The organism is Psychromonas sp. psych-6C06 (assembly GCF_002835465.1).
Taxonomy (GTDB): domain Bacteria; phylum Pseudomonadota; class Gammaproteobacteria; order Enterobacterales; family Psychromonadaceae; genus Psychromonas.
This window is the reverse complement of the sequence record NZ_PIZM01000015.1, coordinates 36854-49920: the sequence shown is the minus strand read 5'-3', so window position 1 is coordinate 49920 and position 13067 is coordinate 36854. Positions and strand designations below refer to the sequence as shown.

The following is a 13067-nucleotide window of genomic DNA, read 5'->3' as shown; positions in this document are numbered from 1 at the left end:
CAATGTTATTCTGAATTAATGAATTAATTCGTGTGTCACTGATATTGATTTTTTATCCCGAAGGACTATTTTGAAATCTACTATCAATGCTCACACAGATTGTTTGATTAAATTGTTAAAGAGCGTGCTTACCAGCTAGGCCGTATCAGCGAGGTGCGTATAATACGCTACCTTTGAAGCTTGTCAATCGTTTATTTTAAATTACTTTAAAATGTTTTTTATGACTCAAACTCATTGAGCTTGTTGCTTCGGACTTGGTTGGTAACTTGCGTTGCCGTCCGTGTCTGTGGGGTCGCATTATAGGGATTGAGGAAGCCTTGGCAAGGCTTTATTTACAATTAAAGTTCGTTCGCTCATTAAACAAACAATGCGATGTTTTTATCCGCTAAATTGCAACTTTAAATACAGTTTCTGTAGGATATGTTAAAGCGCAAGCTTATTTCGCTTACGTGAATGATTGCTAGGACTGATATCAATGTTATCCAATGCAAAACGCGCTACGCTGTTATCAATGTCATTAACATAAACGGCATTAATCAACACTTCGTGTACCCCAAAAAACTTTTCTTTAAGTTCGATTCGCGATAATGGAGATGAGATAACCAGTAACTGTTCCGCAATAACTTTACCTTCACGGTCTAATCCAAGGAGATTAAGGCTAAATTCACCATCGTGATCATATATTTTACCAATATCGAAAGCGTAAAAATCAAATAGTAGTTGCTCTTTATGTTTTATAGAAATACCAGGAGCGCAACTATTACTGCCCATATCGATAGAGAGAAAGTTTTCACTTTGGTTACTATCACCTAAATTAGCGGCGATTTTAAAGTCGTAATAGAAGAGTGTCCCTCCATCAAAGTATCTACTTGCCTTAAATTCAAATTCTTGTGATGCATAAGGCTTATAATTAAACTCCTTACCAGATGATAAGTCTTCAAAATCTACCCATTCAGCCAAGCTTAGTGGTGTAAATAATATGCAAGTTATAAACATGTAACACTTATATAATGACATTTAACCTTTTCCTTACAACTCATCTGCAAATATGTAACACTACCAATCATAAACTAAAAGTCACCAACACATATTATTCTAATTTCAACCGTTTGATCGTTCTATCACTTATACATCTACTTAATAGACAACACCGAACATAGCGATTAGGCTATTTTTATTTTTAAAGGGAATAACATGCGCCAACACCTGAGATCTTTTTTTTCTTTACCGCTTCTTATAAGTTTCTTCATTTCTATTATTTTCAGTCATATTAGCTATGCACAAAACAGTACCTACGATCGAATCAACAAAGAAGGAACTTTAATTGTTGGAATGTCAGGCGAACAGCCACCATTCAATTTTGTGTCTAATACAGATATGATTGTTGGTTACGATGTTGAGCTAGCAACTATTCTAGGCGAAGCTTTAAAAGTTAAAGTCGTTATTGAACTAATGCCATTTGATCAGTTGATGAACGCCCTTTCAAAACAAAAAATAGACATTATTATTTCTGGTTTTTCGTTTAGTGAAGAGCGTAGCAAGAAAATCACTTTCATTGGACCTTACGCGCTCTCTGGAAAATCGTTGTTAATTACAAAAGAAAAATTAGAAGATATTAAGGGTACAACGGGGTTTAACCATAAGAGTGTTCACCTCATGGCTTTAGAAAATTCAACCAGTAAAGATCTTGCTAAAGATAGACTCAATAAAGCCAAGCTAACGACCATCAAGCATTATGAGGATGCCCTTTTGGCATTACGTTCCGGAGAAGCCGATGCATTAGTGGCAGACCTCGCAATATGTGAACTTGCTGTAATCCGCGATACTAACCAACAATTAACTACTTTACCAAAACCATTAGCAGTTGAAGAAATTGGCATTGCAATTAATAAAAATGAACCACTTTTAGCTGATAAACTATCCGAGCAACTTCGTAATTTAACTAAATCAAACTCCCTAAAACAGTTACACGATAAATGGTTTAGCAATCCAGCCTGGTTGGAGTTTCTACCTTAGCATTATTTATTTAAGAGGGTGGCTACCCTAGCTCACCTCTTAAATCAGATTGAAAAAACTCAATTAATTCCTGATGTGGCAGTGATTGACTCAATAAGTAATATAATTTCGCAATCACTGCTTCTGTTGTCATATCGCCACCACTTATCACCCCGGCCTCATTCAAAGCATGTCCCGTGGCATATCCCTGCATATTAACAGCCCCTTTTAAACATTGGCTACAATTAACAATTAAAATCCCACGCTCACTAGCGCGTTTTAATGTATCTAATAGTTGCTTATCTTGTTGTGCATTACCCACGCCATAAGTGAGCAAAACCAGTGCTTTTAAGGGACTTTTTAATAGGTTGTCTAACACTTGCCAATTTAAACCAGGGAAAAGATGTAAAATAGCAATCGACTGCACCTCGATTGAACGTACAACTAATTCTTCAGTAGGCACTGCTACTGGTAATTTGCTTAATTTTTTTATTTCGATACCAGCTTCTAGCAGTGGCGCATAATTAGGAGAGACAAAGGCATCAAAACCATCTGCATATTGTTTAGTTGTTCGGTTTCCTCTAAACAGGTAATTATTAAAAAATAGACAAACTTCATTGATCGGGTGATGAGCTGCAATATATAAAGCGTTTAATAGATTAATACGGGCATCAGTGCGTAACTGAGAAAGTGGAATTTGTGAGCCGGTGATAATAATAGGCTTGCTTAGGTGCTCAAAAATAAACGACAATGCAGACGCGGTATAGGACATTGTATCTGTGCCATGTAATACAATAAAACCATCAAAGTCATCATAGCGAGATTGAATATCGAGGGCGATTGTATGCCAAATTTGTGGCGATACGTTAGCCGAGTCTATCAACGGCATATATTCATTAATTTCAAACTCAGGCATATCATCATGATAAAAATCAGGCATATTTGCAATCGTTTCGGTTAAGTATCCCGGAACAGGCACAAAGCCTGACTGCGAAGGCTTCATACCAATTGTGCCTCCGGTATAAGCGATATAAATGCGTTTCTTCATATTGTTATTACCTATGTAATGATTCCCAGTAAGAGTATGAAGCAAACCACAATTTTTTTTACTCTAAATCAATATATTTTCATCATTTTATTTTTGTTAAAGAAACTTAACAAACCAGCCATAACAACACTTATTTTTAACAAATAAGATGCGAGAGCAAGAAATACGCATCCATTTGTTAAATATTATTATTTGATTAAAAAGACATTTAAAAGAGCAACAAATATGCCTGTTATCAATCCCTCTTCTCGTATTGATCTAGATCAATTTAGAGCTTAACTTACTCCTAATGACTTTTTAATTTAATGGAGACAAGCTATGTCAAATTTTGAATTAGCACACCAAGCACCAAGTAAAGCATCAGAGTATATCGCCTATAAAATTACACAGATATTAAAATTCACACTTAATATTTTTTACGGAAAAAAATATGCTAAACGCGCTGTTATTTTAGAAACTATTGCAGCAGTACCAGGAATGGTTGCAGGTATGCTTAATCATTTAAAAGCATTACGACGAATGCGTGATGACGAAGGTTGGGTGCGAGAATTGTTAGATGAAGCAGAGAATGAACGCATGCACTTAATGATCTTTCTCGATATTGCTAAGCCAACCTGGATTGAACGAACATTAGTCTTATTAGGGCAAGGGGTTTTCTTAGGCGTTTATACCTTACTTTATTTACTCTCTTCTAAAACTGCACATCGCGTAGTGGGCTATTTTGAAGAGGAAGCTTGCATCAGCTATACAGAGTTTTTAGATAAAATAGCCTCTGGCGAAGTAGAAAATATCGCGGCACCAGATATAGCCAAAAAATACTATCAGTTAGCCGATGATGCGCGCTTAATGGATGTTATTTATCGCATTCGAGAAGATGAAGCCGAACATCGTAATCGCAACCATGAGTTTGCTAATGCCTTTGAAAATGACCAATTACCGTCACACCAACAATAAAATAAAACTGTTGGCATCTAACTGCCTACTTTTGTTGCGATTGTTCAAGGTATTGAAGTACCTCTGCAAAGGGGTACTTCTCTAACAGCGCAAAACCAGTTATTTTACGCACTTTTAAACGCGTAAAAATAGGTGTTGTTAATCCACATAAAAAACGAGCAACCAATGTATGGCTGTCATGCCCCGCTAGTTTTTTCCTAATCGGTGTAGTCAGTTCGTCTAGGTCAAAGTCATTTAATGGCTTTAAAGGTTGAGCTTCAGGAAGTTTAGTGATGACTCCTTTACAAACACTACAGTGCCCACATGTTTGGGTGAGATTATCATCTGAAAAATAGTTAGCTAATTGCAAATTTAAACAGCAATTATTAGCAAAGAAATTAAGCAAAAAATGGATCCTATCTATCTCACTTTTCTCTTTATCGCTGAATCTTTTCGTGAGGTGAGCGACTAAATGTTCGCCAATCATCTCTTTAGCAACATGATAAACATGAGTCATCTGTTTAGTTTGTAGCTCAATGAGTCCCTGCTGATCTAAGTAATCTAAGGCATTGATCACCCGAGTACGATCCGCTGAATAGTTACCTGCTAACTTATCAAAGTTAACCGTCGACCACGTTCTCGCGGTATCTGAACTGCTAAATATCGCCTTAATAAATTTAACACGTTCGCTATTAAAGCGCTCAAGCAACGTAGCCTCGGTAGTGAGTAGCTTAAATTTGTACTCCGCATAATAGCTATAGGCAGGTTGCAATACTCCTTCTAGTTCAAGGTAAACAAGCAGTGTTTTTAAGGCAGATAATCGAATATTGGACTCACTCGATAAGCTATTCATCAACACCTCCCACTGCTCGCTACTGCTTGCGATACGATTGATGACATGTTGAATTGCAGTCTGCTCAGGCGTTTCACTGAAAACAAAGTTTTCTAATATATTGAGATTATCTTGATTAGCCAATACTAAACAATCGGCGGGTTTACCATCTCTACCCGCCCTGCCAATCTCTTGAGCATAGTTTTCTATCGACTTAGGCAAGTCATAATGGACAACAAAACGAATATCACTTTTATCGATGCCCATACCAAATGCAATGGTCGCAACAATTAAAGGTAACTCTCCCGACATAAAGCGTTGTTGAATATGGTTTCGTTGCTCACTGTTCATGCCTGCATGGTACGCTTGCGCTTCAATACCATTTTGTGAAAGTGCACTCGCAACGCGCTCAGCAGTTTTCTGCAAAGTCACATAGATAATTCCAGCGCTATTAGCACGCGCCTTTAGCCAAGGAGTAAGGTGATTCAGTTTATCTACTTCGGTAGAACCGATAACAGCAAGGTTCAAATTACTACGATAGGATCCGGTAACGGTAATATTCTTATTTTCGATTGAAAACTTACTCGCCATATCATTAACCACCTGCGTAGTAGCAGTCGCCGTTAGCAGTAATACCTGTTTAATATTAAAAGCTTGGCGATAAAAGGCCAGCTTTAAGTAGTCCGGGCGAAAATTATGCCCCCACTCTGAGATACAGTGCGCCTCATCCACGACAAGTAATGAAATAGGTAACTGTTTTAAAAAGTGACGAAATCGTTCATTGTTCAAACGCTCTACCGAGATAAACAATATTTTTATCTCGCCTCTGCTTAAAGCGCTATACACCGCTGAAGATTCAGATGCGCTTTGCATTGACTGAATACTAGCAGCAGCAATCCCCTTACTGTGTAGAAAATTGAGCTGATCTTGTATTAAAGCTAATAGGGGTGAAACAACAACGGTAAGATGCGCCAATTGTAATGCGGGTAATTGATAACATAAACTTTTTCCCGACCCCGTAGGGAAAATAGCAACGGCACTCTCGCCATTCAATAACGCCTCAATTACTGGTTTTTGTCCGGCACGAAAGGTATTAAAGCCAAAATATTGCTGTAATAAGTTTTCCATTGTTTTACCCTAAGAAGAAATACAATTGAGATGATAACACCATGAGAACTCATGCACTGCATAAACTTTATGAACAACGTTTAAGTGAATCTACACGCCCTTTTCTAGCACGAGGAGGTCGCATTTCACGATGCATTCATTGTATGTTACTTCCTTACTTATGTATTTGCCCGTTTAAACGAACGGTACAAACCAACAGCGCCTTTCTTTTATTGATGTATGACGATGAGATTTTAAAACCCAGCAATACTGGAAGACTAATCGCGGATATTATTCCTGATACTCATGCTTTTATATGGTCACGCACGCAACCTAACGAGAGAATGTTGGCATTATTACGCGATCCACAGTGGCAACCAGTGATTATTTTCCCAGCTGAATATTGCCAAGCAGAACGTGTTATCAGCTCACAACATAGTGATATTGGCGATAAAAAACCGCTTTTTATCCTGTTAGATGGGAGTTGGGCACAAGCAAAAAAGATGTTCCGCAAAAGCCCATACCTAGATAACTTACCTGTCCTATCATTTTCACCAGAAAATATTTCACGTTATTTAGTCCGTAAAGCAGTAAAGGATAATCAACTTGCTACGGCAGAAGTTGCGGCGCTAGCATTAGATTATATTGGCGAACCACAAAATAGTGCTCAATTAGCATTATTGTTTGATGTGTTTAAAGAGAACTACCTATTGGGTAAAGAACGAAAGCAACTACCAGAAGATGCAAGCTATTATAAGTTGAAAAGCTAAAAGGATTAAAAGCTGAAAGATCGAAGGCTGAAGGATTGAAGGATTGAAAGCTTGAAGGCTTGAGGGCTTGAGGGCTTGAAGGCTTGAAGGCTTAAAAGCTGAAGGCTTAAAAGCTGAAGGCTTAAAAGCTGAGGGCTTGAGGCATTCCAGCATTCCAGCATTCTCACTTTCTTTTAGACATAAAAAAAGAGCGCCTAAGCGCTCTTTCATATATTTAAACCTAAAGGTTTAAATATTAGTCGATGATTGTAGAAACAACACCAGCACCTACAGTACGGCCACCTTCACGGATAGCGAAACGTAGACCTTCATCCATTGCGATTGGAGCGATTAGCTCAACAACGAATTTAAGGTTATCACCAGGCATTACCATTTCAACACCTTCTGGAAGCTCTACAGCACCAGTGATGTCAGTTGTACGGAAGTAGAACTGTGGACGGTAACCTTTGAAGAAAGGAGTGTGACGACCACCCTCATCTTTGCTTAGTACGTATACTTCAGACTCAAATTTAGTATGAGGAGTAATTGAACCAGGCTTAGCTAGAACTTGACCACGTTCGATCTCATCACGCTTAGTACCACGTAGAAGAACACCAACGTTCTCACCAGCACGACCTTCGTCAAGAAGTTTACGGAACATCTCAACACCAGTACATGTAGTTTTAGTAGTATCTTTAAGACCGATGATTTCAATCTCTTCACCAACTTTGATGATACCACGCTCAACACGACCAGTAACAACAGTACCACGACCTGAAATTGAGAATACATCTTCAATTGGTAGGATGAATGGCTTATCGATGTCACGCTCTGGAAGCGGGATGTATGCGTCTAGTGCAGCAGCAAGCTCAACGATTTTGTCTTCCCACTCTTTTTCGCCTTCAAGCGCTTTAAGAGCTGAACCTTGGATTACTGGTAAGTCATCACCTGGGAAATCGTATTCAGAAAGAAGTTCACGAACTTCCATTTCTACTAGCTCAAGAAGCTCTTCGTCGTCAACCATGTCACATTTGTTCATGAAAACAACTAAGTGTGGAACACCAACTTGACGAGAAAGTAGGATGTGCTCACGAGTTTGAGGCATAGGACCGTCTGTTGCAGCAACAACTAGGATACCACCATCCATTTGTGCAGCACCAGTGATCATGTTTTTAACGTAATCGGCATGTCCAGGACAGTCTACGTGTGCGTAGTGACGAGTTTCAGTATCGTACTCAACGTGAGAAGTTGAGATTGTGATACCACGCTCACGCTCTTCTGGAGCGTTATCGATTGATGCGAAGTCTTTTGCTTCACCGCCGTTTACTTTTGCAAGTACGTTAGTGATAGCAGCAGTTAGAGTTGTTTTACCGTGGTCGACGTGGCCGATTGTACCAACGTTTACGTGCGGTTTATTACGTTCAAATTTTTCTTTAGACACAGTGTGTACCTTCTTTTTCAGTTAATACCTCTCCACGTGCCATCACATGGAAAGGCGATAGTTTAGTTTATTTTTTATTTCGCTTCAATAATTGCGTTAGCTATTTTTTTAGGCGCATCACCATATTCTAAAAATTCCATAGAATAGGAAGCACGGCCTTGTGTTGCTGAGCGTAATGAGGTCGCATAACCAAACATTTCAGCAAGCGGTACTTTAGCATGCACGATTTTAACACCACCAGGGCCTTCGTCCATACCTTCAATCATACCACGACGACGATTTAGGTCGCCCACAACATCACCCATCCAGTCTTCTGGTGTAGTGATTTCAACTTTCATGACAGGCTCAAGGATGGTTGCATCAGCTTTTAATGCTCCGTCTCTAAAACCTAACATAGCAGCTACTTTGAATGACATCTCTTGTGAATCTGTTTCGTGGAATGAACCACCAATCAGCGTTGCACGAATATCAAGCATCGGATAACCCGCTAACACACCTTGGTTCATTTGTTCTTCACAGCCTTTGCTAATCGCCGGAAAGTACTCTTTAGGAATACAACCATTTGTGACTTCATTAACAAATTCAAAACCTGCGCCCGCTTCAAGCGGTTCAAGCTTCAAGATGACGTGGCCATATTGGCTCGGCCCTTCACCTTGACGAATAAATTTACCTTCAATTTCAACCGTTTTACGGATGGCTTCTCGGTATGCAACTTGAGGATTACCCACGTTACAGTTAACACTAAACTCACGGCGCATACGATCTACGATAATATCTAGGTGAAGCTCACCCATGCCAGAGAGTAGTATTTGTCCAGATTCTTCATTCGTTTCAACACGAAAAGAAGGATCTTCTGCTGCTAACTTTTCAAGCGCAATGGTCAGTTTATCTTGGTCAACCTTCGTTCGAGGTTCAACTGCAATCTGAATCACTGGCTCAGGAAAGTCCATACGCTCAAGAATCACTTTATGATCAGCATTACATAGCGTGTCACCCGTCGTAACATCTTTAAGGCCGATTGCAGCAGCGATATCGCCAGCGCGCACCTCTTTGATCTCTTGACGGTCATTGGCGTGCATCTGAACGATACGGCCAAAACGCTCACGCTTTTGTTTTACTGAGTTATAAACATGATCACCTGAATTAACAACACCTGAATAAACGCGCATAAATGTCAACGTACCTACGAATGGGTCCGTTGCAATTTTAAATGCAAGCGCTGCAAAGGGTGCGTTATCGTCAGCAGGACATGCGACTTCATTCTCTTTTTCGTCGATGCCTTTAATGGCTTCAACTTCAATTGGAGAAGGCAAGAAATCAATCACTGCATCTAGTACTGCTTGCACACCTTTATTTTTAAAGGCGCTACCGCAGGTCGCTAGTACAATTTCATTGCTTAACGTACGAATACGTAAGCCCTGTTTGATCTCTTCGACAGAAAGTTCACCTTCTTCAAGGTACTTTTCCATCAGTTCATCGTTTGCTTCTGCAGCTGTATCAACAATCTCTTCGTGCAGTTCTTGCGCTCGCTCAACTAAGTCGTCTGGAATATCGTGATATTCAAACGTCATGCCTTGGTCTGCGTCAGTCCAGTTGATTAACTTCATTTTGATGAGATCAATCACACCGCTAAAGTCTTCCTCTGTGCCCACATTCAAATGAATTGGAACACAAGTGGCGCCTAAGCGTTCACGAATTTGTTCTACAACTGCTTCAAAATCAGCACCGGTTCTATCCATCTTGTTCACAAATACAATACGTGGAACGTGGTATTTGTTCGCTTGACGCCAAACAGTTTCTGATTGAGGCTCTACACCCGATGAGCCACAAAATACAACCACTGCGCCATCAAGTACACGTAAGGAACGTTCAACTTCAATGGTGAAGTCAACATGTCCCGGTGTGTCGATGATATTAATACGATGCTTGTCAAACTGACCTTCCATACCAGACCAGAATGTCGTCGTTGCAGCAGATGTGATAGTGATACCACGCTCCTGCTCCTGCTCCATCCAGTCCATTGTTGCTGCACCGTCATGTACCTCACCCATTCGGTGAGATATGCCGGTGTAGAACAAAATACGTTCAGTCGTTGTTGTTTTTCCCGCATCGACATGCGCAACAATGCCGATATTACGGTATTGCTCAATAGCTGTTGTACGTGCCAATCTGATGTCCTTTAATACTAACTATAATTTTTTTAAAGCAAAAAACGCAAGCAAAAGCTTGCGTTAAGATCCTACCAACGGTAGTGAGCAAACGCTTTGTTAGCGTCAGCCATGCGGTGAACGTCTTCACGTTTCTTAACCGCAGAACCTTTGTTATCTGCTGCATCAACTAGCTCACCAGCTAGACGTAATGCCATTGATTTTTCACCACGCTTACGAGAAGCTTCAACTAACCAACGCATTGCTAAAGCATTACGACGAGAAGGGCGAACTTCTACAGGAACTTGGTATGTTGAACCACCAACACGACGAGATTTAACCTCTACGCTTGGGCGGATGTTTTCTAGTGCTACTTCAAAAAGGTCTAGTGCTTCTTTTTCAGCTTTTTGTGAAGCTGTATCTAGTGCACCGTAAACGATTTTTTCTGCAACTGATTTTTTACCGTCAACCATTACAACGTTAACGAATTTTGCAAGGATTTCCGATCCGAACTTAGGATCTGGAAGTACTTTACGAGTAGCTATGACGCGTCTTCTTGGCATCTTATTATCTCCGTGCGCTTCAGGATTTTACCCAAAACATATTAAATTAAAATAGTGTTTGTTTGGCCTTACTTACGGATAGTCTTAAGACTTAGGCTTTTTAGCACCGTATTTAGAACGACCTTTACGACGATCTGCAACACCTGAAGTATCAAGTGCACCACGTACAGTATGGTAACGAACACCCGGTAAATCTTTTACACGACCGCCACGGATCAAGATTACACTATGCTCTTGCAAGTTATGGCCTTCACCACCGATGTACGAAGTTACTTCGAAACCGTTAGTTAGACGAACACGAGCAACTTTACGCATTGCTGAGTTAGGTTTTTTTGGAGTAGTAGTATATACACGAGTACATACACCACGTTTTTGTGGACACGCTTCTAACGCAGGAACATTAGTTTTTTGAACTTTGTCCTTACGCGGTTTGCGTACCAATTGTGAAATTGTTGCCATTATTAAATAGCTCCTAGTTGTGTGTGAAAAATCAAACCCTAAAATTTAGGGTGGCGAGAGTTTACGCTGCTTGAAAAGGGGAGTCAATAATTAAGCAATTGTGTTTTCGCTCACAGAAAAATCATAAGGGAAGGCTATTAGCTGCTAGTAAAAGAAAAATTCACTTTCTATGAATTCAATCGTGGGTTGATTTGTGTAGCTAGCAATATTGAGTTTCTGAAAGTAGTAACTTATACATCGAGAGAATTAGTTGGAAGATGCTTTTGAACTTACTGAGAGCTGAAAGAAAAAAACTGACAGCTTGTATTTATCACCACGCCATTTGACTATTATGGCTAACGATTAGATCAACAAAATCAGTGTAACTACAACTTTTACCAATTTTATTTTCAATGCCTCGCGCTTCTAAATCTGAAGTTAGTACCATTAAGCGACCCGCTTGATCAATTCTTTGCAATTGTGCAAACAAAGAATGTTTTGCTTGAACTGCAATCACAGCATCTTCTATCAATAGTAAACTATCTTGTTCAGAAAAAAGGCTTAAACATTGCTGTAACGCATGGGTTTGGAAAGGAGAGGTATTAATGGTGTGTAATATAGACATGTTAAAAGCTCAGTATTTGGTCTTGTAAAGCAAGTTTAGTTTTGATTTGTTGCGTATCTACCACGGTAACGTCAATGATCAGGTCTGAAAATGCTAGTTCGCGCTTCCATAATGAATCCTGACACACATAGATATTTTCAACATCATACAGCTCTAACATTTTGAAAAGGGGCTGATAATGTTTTTGTAGTGTATCGCTTGTGTTATGCCCATCTAGTAATTGATAAACGCCATCATCGATAAAAAACAAGGATAATGATTCATTAAAAGCAGACATAGCGAGGGTTAAGTCTAGAGACTCTCTCCCCTGTGAGCTACCATGTGGTAAACAACGATTAATAATACCAATTTTTTTTTCTTTCATCGAAATTGCACCAACCTATCAGCACCAGCACTAAGTTCAGCCAGTTGCCCTAGCCCACTCAATGTAAAGGGGGGTTTTAAATTAAACTGCTCAAGGGAAAGTTGATCTGCTTCAACTTGATTTACGACGCCACGACGAAGAGAAGCGGAAACACAGACCTCTAAAGGGAAATTGGACTGGATCGCTAATTTAGCCCAAAAGTCTGGCAAATTGACTTCATCAGTACTAGGGCTCACCAGCTGATTTGCATTGAGTACTCCCTCTTGATAAAAAAACACACCAACGATTTCATGGCCAGCCTGTAGGGCAGAAACACAAAATTGATATGCAGTGGCTGAACCTTGTGAACCATAGGGAGCACTTGATACAAGCACTGCAATTTTAGTTGATTGTTTACTCACCTATTCAAACTCTTTTAAAGGCGTAACCGCAACTGCTTCAACTTCGACCAAAACATCCTTAGGTAAACGAGCAACCTCGACACATGAGCGTGCCGGTTCAAAATCAGGGAAATACTTGCCATAGATTTCATTAAAAACAGCAAAGTCATTCATATCTTTTAAATAACAAGTTGTTTTAACGATAGTTGCAGCAGCAGCCCTTGCTTTATGTAATACCGCAAATAAATTTTTCATTACTTGTTCCGTTTGCTCTTCAATTCCACCTTCTACTATTTCCATCGTTTTAGGATCAAGTGGAATTTGTCCAGAAGTAAAAACAAGATTGCCGATTTGGTTTGCTTGTGAATAAGGGCCGATTGCTGATGGTGCATTAGGTGTAGATATAATTTTTTTAGTGCTCATATAAACCTCTTTTTATTATGTG

14 protein-coding genes are annotated in these 13067 nt (G+C 39.6%); 3 read left to right on the top strand and 11 right to left on the bottom strand.

Annotation, left to right across the window (positions count from 1 at the left end; all coding sequences use genetic code 11):
- Nucleotides 1–423: 423 nt before the first annotated feature.
- Nucleotides 424–1017, bottom strand: a complete 594-nt coding sequence (locus CW745_RS15860) for a hypothetical protein (RefSeq protein WP_101109680.1) — start codon at nucleotides 1015–1017, stop codon at nucleotides 424–426.
- Between the two features lie 177 nt (nucleotides 1018–1194).
- Between CW745_RS15860 and CW745_RS15855 the strand changes: the two genes are divergently transcribed.
- Nucleotides 1195–2016 (top strand): transporter substrate-binding domain-containing protein, encoded by an 822-nt coding sequence (locus tag CW745_RS15855; RefSeq protein WP_101109679.1) that lies wholly within the window; start codon nucleotides 1195–1197, stop codon nucleotides 2014–2016.
- Between the two features lie 22 nt (nucleotides 2017–2038).
- On the opposite strand, the gene ansA is transcribed toward CW745_RS15855, so the two are convergent.
- Nucleotides 2039–3043: an asparaginase gene (ansA, locus tag CW745_RS15850; protein WP_101109678.1), complete on the bottom strand. Its 1005-nt coding sequence runs from the start codon at nucleotides 3041–3043 to the stop codon at nucleotides 2039–2041.
- Nucleotides 3044–3361: 318 nt separating this feature from the next.
- Between ansA and CW745_RS15845 the strand changes: the two genes are divergently transcribed.
- Entirely contained in the window at nucleotides 3362–3997 is a 636-nt protein-coding gene (locus CW745_RS15845; protein WP_101109677.1) for an alternative oxidase, read from the top strand.
- Between the two features lie 25 nt (nucleotides 3998–4022).
- Here the strand turns inward: CW745_RS15845 and CW745_RS15840 are convergent, their stop codons facing one another.
- Entirely contained in the window at nucleotides 4023–5936 is a 1914-nt protein-coding gene (locus CW745_RS15840; RefSeq protein ID WP_101109676.1) for an ATP-dependent DNA helicase RecQ, read from the bottom strand.
- Nucleotides 5937–5977: 41 nt separating this feature from the next.
- Here CW745_RS15840 and CW745_RS15835 point away from each other — a divergent pair, with 41 nt between their 5' ends.
- Nucleotides 5978–6685 (top strand): tRNA-uridine aminocarboxypropyltransferase, encoded by a 708-nt coding sequence (locus CW745_RS15835; RefSeq protein ID WP_101109675.1) that lies wholly within the window; start codon nucleotides 5978–5980, stop codon nucleotides 6683–6685.
- Between the two features lie 235 nt (nucleotides 6686–6920).
- Here CW745_RS15835 and tuf read toward each other — a convergent pair whose 3' ends face one another.
- The 8 genes from tuf to CW745_RS15790 all read right to left on the bottom strand — a co-directional run bounded on the left by tuf (nucleotide 6921) and on the right by CW745_RS15790 (nucleotide 13045).
- Nucleotides 6921–8105 carry an elongation factor Tu gene (gene tuf, locus CW745_RS15825; protein ID WP_101109673.1) on the bottom strand — a complete coding sequence of 395 codons (1185 nt, stop codon included), beginning with the start codon at nucleotides 8103–8105 and terminating at the stop codon, nucleotides 6921–6923.
- 74 nt (nucleotides 8106–8179) lie between these two features.
- The gene (gene fusA / locus CW745_RS15820) at nucleotides 8180–10273 is read right to left on the bottom strand and encodes an elongation factor G (RefSeq protein WP_101109672.1); all 2094 of its coding nucleotides are present in this window, start codon (nucleotides 10271–10273) and stop codon (nucleotides 8180–8182) included.
- A gap of 71 nt (nucleotides 10274–10344) precedes the next feature.
- A complete protein-coding gene (gene rpsG, locus CW745_RS15815; protein ID WP_101109671.1) occupies nucleotides 10345–10815 on the bottom strand; it encodes a 30S ribosomal protein S7 in 471 nt (156 codons plus the stop codon).
- 84 nt (nucleotides 10816–10899) lie between these two features.
- Nucleotides 10900–11274, bottom strand: coding sequence for a 30S ribosomal protein S12 (gene rpsL, locus CW745_RS15810; RefSeq protein WP_101109670.1), 375 nt, complete (start codon nucleotides 11272–11274; stop codon nucleotides 10900–10902).
- A gap of 310 nt (nucleotides 11275–11584) precedes the next feature.
- The gene (tusB, locus tag CW745_RS15805; RefSeq protein ID WP_101109669.1) at nucleotides 11585–11878 is read right to left on the bottom strand and encodes a sulfurtransferase complex subunit TusB; all 294 of its coding nucleotides are present in this window, start codon (nucleotides 11876–11878) and stop codon (nucleotides 11585–11587) included.
- 1 nt (nucleotide 11879) lies between these two features.
- Nucleotides 11880–12242: a sulfurtransferase complex subunit TusC gene (tusC, locus tag CW745_RS15800; RefSeq protein ID WP_101109668.1), complete on the bottom strand. Its 363-nt coding sequence runs from the start codon at nucleotides 12240–12242 to the stop codon at nucleotides 11880–11882.
- Nucleotides 12239–12643, bottom strand: a complete 405-nt coding sequence (tusD, locus tag CW745_RS15795) for a sulfurtransferase complex subunit TusD (protein ID WP_101109667.1) — start codon at nucleotides 12641–12643, stop codon at nucleotides 12239–12241. Before tusD ends, tusC begins: the two co-directional genes overlap by 4 nt.
- A complete protein-coding gene (locus CW745_RS15790) occupies nucleotides 12644–13045 on the bottom strand; it encodes a RidA family protein (protein ID WP_101109666.1) in 402 nt (133 codons plus the stop codon).
- Nucleotides 13046–13067: the final 22 nt, after the last annotated feature.

Coding starts and splice junctions, on each gene's coding strand:
- ansA (WP_101109678.1), bottom strand. CDS start 3,043: ATGAAGAAACGCATTTATATCGCTTATACCGGAGGCACAATTGGTATG.
- CW745_RS15840 (WP_101109676.1), bottom strand. CDS start 5,936: ATGGAAAACTTATTACAGCAATATTTTGGCTTTAATACCTTTCGTGCC.
- tusC (WP_101109668.1), bottom strand. CDS start 12,242: ATGAAAGAAAAAAAAATTGGTATTATTAATCGTTGTTTACCACATGGT.
- CW745_RS15835 (WP_101109675.1), top strand. CDS start 5,978: ATGAGAACTCATGCACTGCATAAACTTTATGAACAACGTTTAAGTGAA.
- tusB (WP_101109669.1), bottom strand. CDS start 11,878: ATGTCTATATTACACACCATTAATACCTCTCCTTTCCAAACCCATGCG.
- CW745_RS15855 (WP_101109679.1), top strand. CDS start 1,195: ATGCGCCAACACCTGAGATCTTTTTTTTCTTTACCGCTTCTTATAAGT.
- rpsL (WP_101109670.1), bottom strand. CDS start 11,274: ATGGCAACAATTTCACAATTGGTACGCAAACCGCGTAAGGACAAAGTT.
- CW745_RS15790 (WP_101109666.1), bottom strand. CDS start 13,045: ATGAGCACTAAAAAAATTATATCTACACCTAATGCACCATCAGCAATC.
- rpsG (WP_101109671.1), bottom strand. CDS start 10,815: ATGCCAAGAAGACGCGTCATAGCTACTCGTAAAGTACTTCCAGATCCT.
- CW745_RS15860 (WP_101109680.1), bottom strand. CDS start 1,017: ATGTCATTATATAAGTGTTACATGTTTATAACTTGCATATTATTTACA.
- CW745_RS15845 (WP_101109677.1), top strand. CDS start 3,362: ATGTCAAATTTTGAATTAGCACACCAAGCACCAAGTAAAGCATCAGAG.